This window comes from Pseudoalteromonas luteoviolacea, assembly GCF_000814765.1.
Taxonomy (GTDB): Bacteria; Pseudomonadota; Gammaproteobacteria; order Enterobacterales; family Alteromonadaceae; genus Pseudoalteromonas; species Pseudoalteromonas luteoviolacea_H.
This window is the reverse complement of the sequence record NZ_JWIC01000010.1, coordinates 10,001-22,923: the sequence shown is the minus strand read 5'-3', so window position 1 is coordinate 22,923 and position 12,923 is coordinate 10,001. Positions and strand designations below refer to the sequence as shown.

The following is a 12,923-nucleotide window of genomic DNA, read 5'->3' as shown; positions in this document are numbered from 1 at the left end:
CATGGTATTGAAAAATGGTTTACCTATATCTTTATGTGCTTTCTTAGCTGCATGTGGCGGATCAACGAGTGCACAAACACTGGCAGAAAATGATCAAGGTGCTAGCAACCAAGTACCTGTTGCAGTTATCACTGCTGACTCTGCAAATTTATTGCTTAACAGACCGCTGCAATTTAACGCAGGTAAAAGTTATGACGCTGACGGTGATGCATTGAGCTACGAGTGGAGCTTAGTAAGAGGCGTTGACAGTATTCCGGTCGCATTGTCGCAGAATCAAGGTGCTGAAGTGTCGGTATTACTCACAGATAGTGATAACTATATTCTTACCCTGACGGCAAATGATGGTCAGTCAATGAGTGAGGCAGCGTCTTTTGAGTTTACGCCAGAGCAAACTGTCATCGCATCAGCTGGTCGAGATGTAACCGTCAAACAGGGCCAGTTGGTTTCACTTGATGGTAGCGCAAGTAAGTCATTAGATGGGGTGATCACCGGTTATAAATGGCAGATCCTCTCTCAGCCAGAACGAAGCAGTGCCAGGATCTTTAAAGATAAGAGAGTAAAAACGGCATTTGTAGCGGATCAGGTAGGTCAATACCTTGTCGAGTTAAAAGTTGAAAATGAGTTTGGTGATATTGCTACGGATACGTTACAGATCACCAGTGACGCGCTCAGCGAAAATTCTGCACCGGTCGTTGTGATTAAAGAAGCCAAAGGCGAGTTAAAGCTCAATGAAGTGGTCGGTCTTGACGCTTCTGAAAGTTATGATCCAGATCGATTTGATCGTCTAACATTTGCATGGCAAGTGCTGTCTCAGCCGGTTGATGCGGATGTGACTCTAAGCGCTGTGTCAGGTCCACAAGTGAGCTTTTCGGCAGCAACTTTGGGTAACTACGAAGTGGCTGTGCAAGTAACTGATTCAAAAGGTGAAATGACTCAAGCCGTCTACACCTTTACCGTAACAACAGATAATTTACCGCCGATTGTAGATCTCGGTTCAGACAGCAATGTACGTATTGCGCCAATCACACTGACATGCGCATCTTGTTATGATCCAGAAGGTGAACTACTTACATACCAATGGCAGCTCCAAAGTCGACCTGCACAAAGTAGCAGTGAGATATTATCGGCAACGGAAGCATCTGCGCAGTTGAACCCAGATGTTGCCGGTGAATATGTGGTTGCACTGACTGTATCTGACGGTGTGACAGCAGTGACTTCTAAACCACGCACTTTCTTTGTTGATGATAACCAAAAGCCAACGGCTAAAATCTCTGCCCCTGAGACAGTGTTCATTGGTGAACCTGTTGTGCTAGATGCAACACAGAGTATTGACCCGAACAATGATCCATTGACTTTCGAATGGCAAGTCGTTGACGCTGCCAGTGACATCATTTTGCAAATAGAAAATGGAAAGGCTTCTTTCACACCGTCTGTATTAGGTCATTATACCGTGTCTGTGCGCGCAAACGATGGACAGTATTTCTCTGACCCGGTTACCCACACCGTGAGCGTCACGGAAAACTTATCGCCAGTAATTACATTCGTCAACGAAAACCCACGAGCGATTCAACTAGGTAGTGAAGCTCAGTTTGATGCGTCTGGCAGTTATGACCCAGAAGGTGATGTACTGACTTACCAATGGTCTTTAGATAAACCAGCAGGATCGACAGCACAATTATCAGCGGATAACTTAGCAACAAACAGCTTGCTGGCTGATATGGCAGGTAACTATACGGTACATCTACAAGTGAGTGATTCAGCGGGCAATACGAGTCGCAAGTCTATTGATGTGACGGTAACAGATCCCGTTTCTTATATAAGTGGCACAGTCACAGCAAGATTACTTAATTCACTCAATAAGCCGGTTGCTAACGCTGAATTAAATATCAACGGTGTACAGCACTTCACTGATGATATGGGCAGACTAAATGCTTGGGTAGAAATTGAAGAAGGTAAAGCGTTAGAGGTAAGCACACAAGATAGTCGTTTGGCATCTTCTACGTACACTGCGCCGTCAATCACACAGGATAACTTCCTAGTTGAAATGGGTGATGTGTTTGTTGCGATGTTACAGCCGGTGGAAGTCAATCTTTATACTTGCCCACAATATACAGGCCCAGAGGTCGTGGAGGTCGGTTATCGTCTAGTGTATACAATACCTGAGATCAGTAAGTTGCCAACGACGCATGATCAAAAGGTAAGTTTTGCGATAGACCAAAGTGGTAAAGCAACGAGTTCATTTAGCTTGCCGGCTACAGCCATATATGAACTGTATGTAGATGATTCCTTGAAAGTGATATCACCAACTAGTACACGAGCCAGTGTTTTCTATTCTGAGAGCATTGCTTCGCGAGGCTTTATAAGCATCTGTAATAAACAAAATTAAACCAAAATATAGGGGATGGACGGGGCATTCCAAGAGGGAATGCGCCGACCGATGTACCCAAAACTTAAACTAATTAAAAGATAAAAAGAGAAACCAACATGAATAACAAGACAGCATTTGCATTTGTATCAGCGCTTTCAGCGCTATCTTTTCACGCACTAGCAAGCGATGTGGTAGAAGCGGGTAATGTAGTGAGCGCACAGTCTGCGACTGAAGCGTTAGCAGCTATCGACGACCCATTTCGTCTTCCAATAGATTGTTGTGAGCGCCGTCCTGGCGAGCCTATTCAGATATGTCATTATAGCGCTCAAGAAAACGTTTCTATGGAAGAAATGATGAGTGCAGCATACGCAGTGGTTCAGCCTCAGCCAATTTATATTGGCGGCTCGCGCTATACCTTAAACAAGTCAAACTTCACGCCAATTTATGAAACGCGTACTTTCTTTGAGCCTTGTACCTACGAGCCAATTGTTTACAGAGTATTGACTGGCTATGAAGCAACTTTTGCGGTAGATGGTGACTTTGGACAAAACCTATACTTCGACATCAGTGGTCGCTCAAACAAGTCAATGACTTTAAAGGCTTCATGTGGTTCATTCAGTGCATCTGATTCTGGCACTAAGTGGGTACTTTCGAAATCACAAAATACGGCCAGAAGCTGTAGACAGATGACGCTGAAGTACAGCTTCACAAATAGCACGGCGCCAAGTTACATCGACCTAAATATCATGATTTCTGAGCAGCTGTAAACACTAAAAACCTATGTAGTCTGGCCTCTATCATTTGATGGGGCCACAGGAGAGTTGCGTCCTGACAACAGGGCGCAATGGCGAATACTGAGTAGATATAAAACATTTAGGGATAGTTAAATGAAAAACATAACTTCTGTGATGCTGCTTTTAATGTCTGTAGGGACTGATGCAGCGGCTAGCAATGCAGATACTCCACTGCAACGTGATGTCGATTTACTTAGCGATGTACTAAGCGGTGTACCAGTTGAGTTGTCTCTGCAGGATATCAACACGCTAAGCTCAATTTCGGAAGCGCAAATACTCAGTGCCGCACGGTCCGTCGTAAGACCTGAACCCGTTTATATTGGTGGGGCACGCTATACCCTAGAGCGTTCAAACTTCACGCCTATTTATGAAACGCGATTTTTTAAAGCGCCCTTTGGGATCAAATTCCCAATTACTTTCTTAACCGGTTTGGAAACGAGTTTTGCTGTTGATGGCGACTTGGGCCAAGACTTGTTTTTTGATATTGGCGGCCGCTCGTCTATGTCAATGACCTTGTCCGCATCATGCGGTTCGTTTAGTGCCACTGACTCTGGCTCAAAATGGTTGATTTCGAAAAAACAAAATACGAAAGGAAGTTGCAAGCACATGAGGCTGAAATTTTCACTCGATAAACCGACGCTTCCAAATAATTTTGCCGTGAATCTAAATATCATGATTTCAGAACAACTGAATTAGTTCGACGTTCCCCTTACTGATTTAAATGAGGGTGAAGAGCGATTCAAGGTGAGCGATAGAGATTGCTCTATATAAAAAAGAATATCAAAAGAGAAAAAGAATGAATAAAAAAATGATATTAGCTCTGCTTTCAGGGGTGACCTTGTTGTCATTTCAAGCTAGCGCCGATGAGGTTTTTGATGAGCAATTTACATTGAACGCGTCAAAAAATGTGCTTAATAAGGATACAAATTTTGACAAGTTTTTTGGCCCATATACGTTCGCGACAAATGATCCGGTCGTTGATTGCTGCAATGTGCTCAGGGCTATGTGTCGCTCTACAACGCCGAAGCTAACATTAGGTCGCAATGCAACAGGGGGCAATGTTGCGCCAGGCCCCATATACGTTGGTGGCGCCCGTTATAAAATAAATTTATCAAATTTAACACCTGTTTATTATTCGAAATACCCAGGCTCATGCGGGTACTTGGTTGGCTATACAACGACGTTTCCAGTAGATGGTGATTGGGGTCAAGACCTGTATTTCGATCTGAGTGGTCGTTCAAGTAAGGAGATGAGTGTGAGCGCTCAATGTGGATCATTTAGTGCCAGTGACTCTGGTGATAAGTGGGTGATCTCACGACAGCAAAACACAGGTGGAAGTTGCAAAGACATGACCTTGAAATTCAAGTTTTTGAGAGGTCTTCCTCCTACAGACTTTAATTTTAATGTAATGATTTCAGAAGAGTTTTAATGAATCGAAAGATCCATTGGCTGAATGCACTTTTGCCTTGAGCTTGTGTAATTACACATCTTTTGTCGCAAGTGACTAAGCCAAGTTTACAAACACAAAATTTATTAATTTATACAAAAATAAAAGGAAAGTTCTATGAAGAAGTTAACTACTGCGATGTTGTTTTTAATGTCGCTTGGTGCACATGCAGTTGAGCCTATCTATGTAGGTGGTGAGCAACACAGCTATACAAAAAGTGATTTCACACCTGTTATTGAAGGTGGCAAAGTCGTTTCATATAGCCTAGAAGTCCCTGTTTTAGTTGATGCCTATGATGACTTTATTGGCGGATATCCAGAGCTAATTTTTGACGTCAGCGGTGAAGCGAATGGCACTACCAGTGGCGCGCCTTTATTAGTGGGTATGTCTGTTGAGTGTTCAGGCACAGATATTGGCTACGATGCCGATGTTGCATTTGAACGTCGTGGCATGGTCATTCCTGCACGTTTTTCAATATACAACCGTAAAGTGACACATGGTACTTGTAAGTCATTGAAAATAAACGTGAGTAAAACGGGGCATTCAGCAGCAGATAGTTCAGCGGTGATTGAGAATTTAAACGCTAACTTAATCATTTATTTAAATCTAGGATTCTAAGTTCTTAAGAACTTGATCTTATTTGATAAAAATTTAATTGGAGCTAACCAGAGGTCATTGGATGTAGTGGCGAGACCGTATGCATGAGATTTTAGCGCACGGATCTTCCCACTTGGCTCCTAACCTATTGAATTGGTTAGTTTGATATGAGGTGACACAGTGATTGCTGTGCCTCCCCATCATGGTTTAGGGAAAATAAACATGAAGTTAAAACAAAACCTACTGTTACTTGGTGTGTTATTTAGTTGCGCGGGTAGCGCAGTAGCTGCAAGTACAGTGAAAACACTTAATGTTGGTGCAGAGCCTTTAGCATTGAGTATCGCAGACTTTACACCCGTGACGACTGTATGGGCTGGTCGAGAAGTCGTGACTGGCTATGAGGCGTTAATTGATGTAAAAGGCGCGAAATCGAACTTATTTTTTAATGCCCAAGGTGAAGTCGGTGCGCGTTGGTTCGCGTCAAACTTTGGTTTGGTAACAAAGGTAAGCTGTAGTGGTGTACCTGTGGGTATGAGTAAAGTCTACGGTAAACGTGTTGATAATATTTCTAGTCCTGCGCAGCCTGTTATATCAGAGCTACGTGAAGGTGTGGAAAACTGCTCACAACTGAAAGTGGAATTGCTTAAAGAAGGCACTGTGAGCCGACAATTCTATACCCGCATTCAGGATATTTCTTTCACTGTGTCGATTAATGCTGTTGAGCCTATTCAGGGAGTGCTGTGAGATGTTGAAAACAACGATGATAGGTGCAGGTTTACTTATGCACAGCGCCATGGGAATGGCCGCAAAGTTAAATACCAGTTTTACAGAAGCCGATATGATACTTCAAGACGGCAGTTATACGCTAAACATTCTTAACTCATTGCCAGTGAATGCCGCTGTCTTTGAATTGAGCTTACAGGCGTCAGGAACGGGTGATTACAGTTCTGAATTAAAATCAGTATGTACACAATTTCAGGGTAGTGAGTGTATGGGTGCATACGTCGATACGCTGCATAGTGAATTACTTTATGAGGTTGAGGTAGAGGTTCGCTGCGATGGGCAGGTTTTATTTACGGATAGACAAAATCGCAGTGAATTTACAAATGAACCGTTGGCGAGTCAAAGCAGGACTGTGTCGTTTGATACGGCATTTGTGAAGTTACAGCCCGTAACCTGTCAATCTATGGAACTTCGTGTAGCAACACTAACCAATGGCAAAACAGATAAAGTGCAAGGCACGATTCGTTTATCGAACACGACATCTCAATCATCTACAACTCAGTATGGGGTAATAAAATGAAAAAACTATGTATCTTGGCGAGCTTATTAGCTGCGTCACAAGTCTATGCGGCACCTGTTGATGTAGGTGGCGCTGTTTATGAACTTAACTTTGCTGATTTCACTCCGATCACAGAACCTTACGCAGGGCAACAGGCTGTTGTTGCATATGAAGCGAAAGTGGATGTAGATGGTGATTTTGGTCAAGACCTAAATTATCGCGTTGGCGGTAAAGTATTTACGCGATGGTTTGCAGGAAATATGGCTGCTACGCTGTCAGTTTCATGTGAGACTCCAGGGCTAAATAACGCCATTTTCATTGGCGAAGACATGGACTTTGGCATCAGATATGGAGGGGTATCTTATCTTGCAAAGCCGGCAATTTCTGAAGTACGAAACACTGGTGGTAATTGTCAGCAAATGACAGTACGCATTGATAAAGAAGGGCACTTAAGCAGGCAGTTTTACACTCGAGTGACTGATTTGTCATTTACAGTCCAGATTGTTGAGCAATTTCCTCGATAATTTAGAACATTCCTTGCGGGATGATTAATACAAGGAGACCGGAATGAAACATTTATTACTACTGGGCAGTTGTTTGTTGTCATCAGCGGCTTTTGCACTCCCGACTTTATTTGTTGGTGAGGCCGTTAATATTACCAAAGATGATGTGCAAGTTATAAAGCAGCTATATAGGCAAGAAGGTGGCGTAAATAAGTATGCTGAGACAGCATATGAAGTAGAAATACCAGTGTATGGTACTTGGGGGCTGACAGAGCTAGATGTGCAACTAACGGGCGACATCGCATCTGCTTGGTATTCGTCTAACTTTGCAATGAAGGTATCAGTCTATTGCAATGATGAAGTTGTACAGACGGATAGTTCATATGGCATACGTCATGATAGATCAAGCTATGTTGTTAAACCGCAAATTCGGGTTGAAAATCACCCAATCAATGCTGGGTGTGAAACCGTGAAGGTCAGAATGGACAAGGTGGGCAGTTTAGCACGTATGTATTACACCGACATAGCAAGTATCGATCTAAGACTTTATGTCACCAGTAAGTTTTAACATAACGGTTTTATTCACCTTGTTATGAAGTAATAAACAACCCGCATTTATAAAAATGATGCCTCAGCACAGCAGCCAAACTGGCTGAGGCATAAGATACGGGATTATTTGGATAAGTTTAAAATTTGAAGCTAGGCGCTTAAGAAGCGATTAGTCATAAAAAGCTATTGCGTATAACTATAATTAAGGAAAAAAACAATGCAATTTAAAAAAATATTCAGCGGTATGTTACTAACGTTAGCTGTGGCAAATGCAATATCAGTACAAGCAGCTCCTGGAGATATCATTCGGCCTCCAGTAGAGCCATGTGCATATGGTGCTGACCCAGTTTTACTCTCTGCACAAGAGCAAACGTTAAATGGTGCGGAGCTAGCTGAGTCGGATTTCATGAGCATGTTCTCAGGCCGCTCAATCTATATCGGTGGTGAGCGTCATTCATTGACTCAAAGTGACTTTAGTGTGCGTACGGTGACTGAAACCTACTATTGCCCTGGCTTAGAGCCGCTGGTGGTTCAAAGAGCAGTTGGTTTAGATTTATCTTTACCAGTGTATAATGACTTTGGCCAAAAGCTTTATTTTGATATTGCAGGTAGAGCGTCAAGAAATATGCAGATGAGTGCATCATGCGGCACATTCAGCGCGTCTGATAGTGGTGACAAGTTCTATGTATCCCAAGGTGCTGTTACTGGCGGTAGTTGTGACCAATTAAATTTATCATTTGATTTTTCGCGCTATTACACCACTCCAAGTTTATCATTGAGTGTAATGATCTCTGAAGAGCTATAGTTTCTTATTATCACTAGACAGGGGGTGTGAAAGTACACCTCTTGTTGACTGTGGTGATCATGGTACAACCTGAACTATTATGTTGTATCTGTCATATGTGTGTTTTTCCCTTCTCTTATCTCGCATGATTAACCTTGTTAACGTCGTATTGTCTAAACTTTATGCTACATAAATTGGTAATGAAAATATGATAAATCATTGCCCCTCGATAAAACGCAAACCTTAAACGGATCAGATAAGCTGTATAAGTAGTTCGAGATGTAAAAAATACTTTCTTACTTACCTAAAGTTGGCGTTTTAACGCAGTTTTTATTGACAGGTTAATCTTTGCTCATTAAAATTCGGCCACCCATTTATTCGTTCCATAAAAATGGAAGGAAAATTTGGGTCGATTTTATTTTTTCAGTAGTAATTTTAACTAATCAGGAGCTATTTAATGGCAACTATTAACCAGCTAGTACGTAAGCCACGTCGCAGCAAGGTTACAAAGAGCAACTCTGCTGCTCTTAAAGCTTGTCCTCAAAAGCGTGGTGTATGTACTCGTGTATATACAACTACACCAAAGAAACCAAACTCTGCATTACGTAAAGTAGCGCGTGTTCGTCTTACGAACGGTTTCGAAGTAACTTCATACATTGGCGGTGAAGGCCACAACCTTCAAGAGCACAGTGTAATCCTTATCCGTGGTGGTCGTGTTAAAGACTTACCAGGTGTGCGTTTCCACACAGTACGTGGTGCGCTTGACTGTGCGGGTGTTAACGATCGTAAACAAGGTCGTTCTAAGTACGGTGCAAAACGTCCTAAGGGCTAATGGTTCTCCGTTAGTAAGGCCAAGCACTTAAGTTTTAATATTGAATAATTTGTTTTGGGTATTCGTTGAAAAAAACGAACCTGAAGATATCGGAGAGATAAAATGCCTAGAAGACGCGTAATAGGTCAACGTAAAATTCTTCCAGATCCGAAGTTCGGATCAGAACTTCTTGCTAAATTCGTTAACGTAGTAATGTTAGACGGCAAGAAATCTACTGCTGAAAAAATCGTATACGGTGCGCTAGACGTGGCTGCTGAAAAATCAGGCAAGTCGCACCTAGAAATCTTTGAAGCTGCACTTGAAAATGTACGCCCTGCGGTTGAGGTTAAGTCTCGTCGTGTTGGTGGTTCTACATACCAAGTACCAGTTGAAGTACGTCCAGTTCGTCGCAACGCATTAGGTATGCGTTGGTTAGTAGACTCTGCACGTAAGCGTGGCGAGAAATCAATGGGTCTTCGTCTTGCACAAGAGATCCTTGACGCTGCGGATAATAAAGGCACTGCGGTTAAGAAACGTGAAGACGTTCACCGTATGGCTGAAGCGAACAAAGCATTCGCTCACTACCGTTGGTAATCTGCCCAAGACCTTTAAGAGGATATTATGGCACGTACTACTCCAATTGAGCGCTACCGTAACATCGGTATTTGTGCTCACGTAGATGCAGGTAAAACCACCACGACAGAACGTGTACTTTATTACACGGGCTTATCTCACAAAATTGGTGAGGTACATGATGGTGCTGCAACTATGGACTGGATGGAGCAGGAGCAGGAGCGTGGTATTACCATTACTTCTGCTGCGACAACGTGTTTCTGGAAAGGTATGGATGCTCAGTTCCCTGAGCATCGCATCAATATCATTGATACTCCAGGACACGTAGACTTTACTATCGAAGTAGAACGCTCTTTGCGTGTACTTGATGGTGCAGTTGTTGTTCTTTGTGCTTCATCAGGCGTACAACCACAAACAGAAACTGTTTGGCGTCAAGCCAATAAATACGAAGTTCCTCGTATGATCTTCGTTAACAAGATGGACCGTACTGGTGCAGATTTCTTGGCAGTTGTGGATCAGGTGAAAGATCGCCTTGGTGCGACACCTGTGCCTATTCAGTTACCAATTGGTGCTGAAGACGAATTTAAAGGTGTTATCGATCTCATCAAAATGAAAGCCATTAACTGGAACGAAAGTGACCAGGGTATGACTTTTACTTACGAAGAGATCCCGGCAGAACTTCAGGATTTAGCTGAAGAGTGGCATTCTCACTTAGTTGAAAGTGCAGCTGAAGCAACTGAAGAACTAATGGACAAATATTTAGAAGAAGGTGAGTTGAGCGAAGAAGAGATTAAATCTGCGATTCGTCAACTAACATTGAGCAACGAAATTGTGCCAATGTCATGTGGTAGTGCATTCAAAAACAAAGGTGTTCAAGCTGTGCTTGATGCTGTGATTGAATTCATGCCTTCACCAACAGAGGTGAAAGAGATTCAGGGTATCCTTGAGGACGACTCTGAAGCTACTCGTCCAGCAAGTGACGACGCGCCGTTTGCGGCGTTGGCGTTCAAGATTGCGACAGACCCGTTTGTTGGTACATTGACTTTCTTCCGAGTTTATTCTGGTACAGTTGGTCAAGGTGACTCTGTCTATAACCCTGTTAAGGGCAAGAAAGAGCGTTTTGGTCGTATTGTTCAGATGCACTCAAATTCGCGCGAAGAAATTAAAGAAGTTCGCGCCGGTGATATTGCTGCTGCGATTGGACTTAAAGACGTTACTACTGGTGACACGCTTTGTTCTCAAGATTCAGTGATCACATTAGAGCGTATGGAATTCCCAGAGCCAGTGATCTCAGTAGCGGTAGAGCCGAAAACAGTCGCTGATCAGGAAAAAATGGGCATTGCGCTAGGTAAACTAGCAGCAGAAGACCCGTCTTTCCGTGTTGAAACTGACGAAGAGTCAGGTCAAACGATCATCTCTGGTATGGGTGAACTTCACCTAGATATCATTGTTGACCGTATGAAACGTGAATTCAACGTTGTATGTAACGTTGGTAAGCCGCAAGTGGCATACAGAGAAACCATCCGTGGTTCTGTAGAAGCTGAAGGTAAGTTCGTACGTCAATCTGGTGGTCGTGGTCAATATGGTCACGTATGGCTGAAATTGGAACCAATGGACTTTTCTGATGAAGACGCACCAACTTACGAATTCGTTAATGAAATCGTAGGCGGTACGGTTCCTAAGGAATATATCCCAGCGGTTGATAAAGGTATTCAAGAGCAAATGAAACAAGGTGTGCTTGCGGGCTATCCTCTGTTAGGTGTGAAAGCGACGTTATTTGACGGCTCTTTCCACGACGTTGACTCAAATGAAATGGCCTTTAAGATCGCCGGTTCAATGGGCTTCAGAAATGGTGCTTTAGAAGCGCAACCAGTGCTTTTAGAACCTGTTATGAAAGTTGAAGTCACTACCCCTGAAGAAAACATGGGTGACGTAGTAGGCGACTTAAATCGTCGTCGCGGCATGATCGAAGGCATGGAAGACGCTTTTGGTGGTCTTAAGCTTGTCAATGCACAAGTACCACTGTCTGAAATGTTCGGTTATGCAACTGATTTACGTTCTGCAACGCAAGGTCGTGCTTCGTACTCAATGGAATTTTCCAAGTACGCAGAAGCGGCGAAAAACGTTGCCGACGCAATAATTGCAGCTCGCGCTGTTAAGTAATTTTAGTTCGGTCCGGTCTTAGGACTGGACTTTAATTTCTTTATAGGAAATTTTAAAATGGCAAAAGAAAAGTTTGAACGTTCGAAACCGCACGTAAACGTAGGTACAATCGGCCACGTTGACCACGGTAAAACAACTCTAACAGCAGCAATCACTAACGTACTTGCAAAAGTATACGGTGGTGAAGCACGTGACTTCGCTCAAATCGATAACGCTCCAGAAGAGCGTGAGCGTGGTATCACAATCGCAACTTCACACGTAGAGTACGATACTCCAACTCGTCACTACGCACACGTTGACTGTCCTGGACACGCTGACTACGTTAAAAACATGATCACTGGTGCTGCTCAGATGGACGGCGCGATCCTAGTAGTTGCTGCAACTGACGGTCCTATGCCTCAGACTCGTGAGCACATCCTACTTTCACGTCAGGTTGGTGTACCTTACATCATCGTATTCATGAACAAATGTGACATGGTTGATGACGAAGAGCTAATCGAACTAGTAGAGATGGAAGTTCGTGAACTTCTTTCTGAGTACGATTTCCCAGGTGATGACCTACCACTAATCCAAGGTTCAGCGCTTAAAGCACTAGAAGGCGAGAAACAGTGGGAAGACAAGATCGTTGAGCTTGCAGAAGCACTAGATTCTTACATCCCAGAGCCAGAGCGTGACATCGATAAGCCATTCATCATGCCTATCGAAGACGTATTCTCAATCCAGGGTCGTGGTACAGTTGTAACTGGCCGTGTTGAAGCTGGTATCATCAACGTGAACGACGAAGTTGAAATCGTAGGTATCAAAGAAACTACGAAGACAACTTGTACGGGTGTTGAAATGTTCCGTAAGCTTCTAGACGAAGGTCGTGCTGGTGAGAACATCGGTGCACTTCTACGTGGTACTAAGCGTGACGAAGTTGAGCGTGGTCAAGTACTTTCAGCTCCTGGTTCAATCCAGCCGCACACTAAGTTCACTTCAGAAGTATACGTACTTTCTAAAGATGAAGGTGGTCGTCATACTCCTTTCTTCAAAGGTTACCGTCCACAGTTCTA

At 43.3% G+C, this 12,923-nt stretch carries 14 protein-coding genes (1 of these 14 cut by a window edge); all 14 read left to right on the top strand.

All coding sequences use genetic code 11. From position 1 onward, the window contains the following. The first annotated feature begins 1 nt into the window (after nt 1). Complete coding sequence (locus tag JF50_RS21720; protein WP_039611455.1) at nt 2-2,386, top strand: PKD domain-containing protein; 2,385 nt, start codon at nt 2-4, stop codon at nt 2,384-2,386. Between the two features lie 98 nt (nt 2,387-2,484). Then, nucleotides 2,485-3,135, top strand: coding sequence for a hypothetical protein (locus JF50_RS26490; protein WP_052262670.1), 651 nt, complete (start codon nt 2,485-2,487; stop codon nt 3,133-3,135). Between the two features lie 120 nt (nt 3,136-3,255). Further along, the gene (locus JF50_RS26485) at nt 3,256-3,858 is read left to right on the top strand and encodes a hypothetical protein (RefSeq protein WP_052262668.1); all 603 of its coding nucleotides are present in this window, start codon (nt 3,256-3,258) and stop codon (nt 3,856-3,858) included. A 100-nt stretch (nt 3,859-3,958) separates the two neighbouring features. Beyond that, entirely contained in the window at nt 3,959-4,591 is a 633-nt protein-coding gene (locus tag JF50_RS26480; RefSeq protein ID WP_052262666.1) for a hypothetical protein, read from the top strand. Nucleotides 4,592-4,726: 135 nt separating this feature from the next. Next, nucleotides 4,727-5,227, top strand: coding sequence for a hypothetical protein (locus tag JF50_RS21700; protein WP_039611454.1), 501 nt, complete (start codon nt 4,727-4,729; stop codon nt 5,225-5,227). A 201-nt stretch (nt 5,228-5,428) separates the two neighbouring features. Continuing rightward, entirely contained in the window at nt 5,429-5,950 is a 522-nt protein-coding gene (locus tag JF50_RS21695; protein ID WP_039611453.1) for a hypothetical protein, read from the top strand. A gap of 1 nt (nt 5,951) precedes the next feature. Continuing rightward, the gene (locus tag JF50_RS26475; protein WP_052262664.1) at nt 5,952-6,509 is read left to right on the top strand and encodes a hypothetical protein; all 558 of its coding nucleotides are present in this window, start codon (nt 5,952-5,954) and stop codon (nt 6,507-6,509) included. After that, a complete protein-coding gene (locus JF50_RS21685) occupies nt 6,506-7,012 on the top strand; it encodes a hypothetical protein (protein WP_052262663.1) in 507 nt (168 codons plus the stop codon). The genes JF50_RS26475 and JF50_RS21685 overlap by 4 nt, the downstream gene beginning before the upstream one ends. 43 nt (nt 7,013-7,055) lie before the next feature. Further along, nucleotides 7,056-7,559, top strand: a complete 504-nt coding sequence (locus JF50_RS21680; RefSeq protein ID WP_039611452.1) for a hypothetical protein — start codon at nt 7,056-7,058, stop codon at nt 7,557-7,559. Between the two features lie 198 nt (nt 7,560-7,757). After that, the gene (locus tag JF50_RS21675) at nt 7,758-8,345 is read left to right on the top strand and encodes a hypothetical protein (protein WP_039611451.1); all 588 of its coding nucleotides are present in this window, start codon (nt 7,758-7,760) and stop codon (nt 8,343-8,345) included. A gap of 436 nt (nt 8,346-8,781) precedes the next feature. Continuing rightward, complete coding sequence (gene rpsL, locus JF50_RS21670) at nt 8,782-9,156, top strand: 30S ribosomal protein S12 (RefSeq protein WP_010387308.1); 375 nt, start codon at nt 8,782-8,784, stop codon at nt 9,154-9,156. A 102-nt stretch (nt 9,157-9,258) separates the two neighbouring features. After that, on the top strand, nt 9,259-9,729 hold the full coding sequence (rpsG, locus tag JF50_RS21665) for a 30S ribosomal protein S7 (protein WP_039611450.1): 471 nt from the start codon (nt 9,259-9,261) through the stop codon (nt 9,727-9,729). A 27-nt stretch (nt 9,730-9,756) separates the two neighbouring features. Then, nucleotides 9,757-11,871 carry an elongation factor G gene (gene fusA, locus JF50_RS21660; protein WP_039611449.1) on the top strand — a complete coding sequence of 705 codons (2,115 nt, stop codon included), beginning with the start codon at nt 9,757-9,759 and terminating at the stop codon, nt 11,869-11,871. Between the two features lie 57 nt (nt 11,872-11,928). Further along, on the top strand, nt 11,929-12,923 hold the 5' portion of the coding sequence (tuf, locus tag JF50_RS21655) for an elongation factor Tu (RefSeq protein ID WP_039611374.1). It continues 190 nt past the right edge of the window; the window shows 995 of its 1,185 coding nt (coding positions 1-995); it begins with the start codon at nt 11,929-11,931; the stop codon falls past the right edge of the window.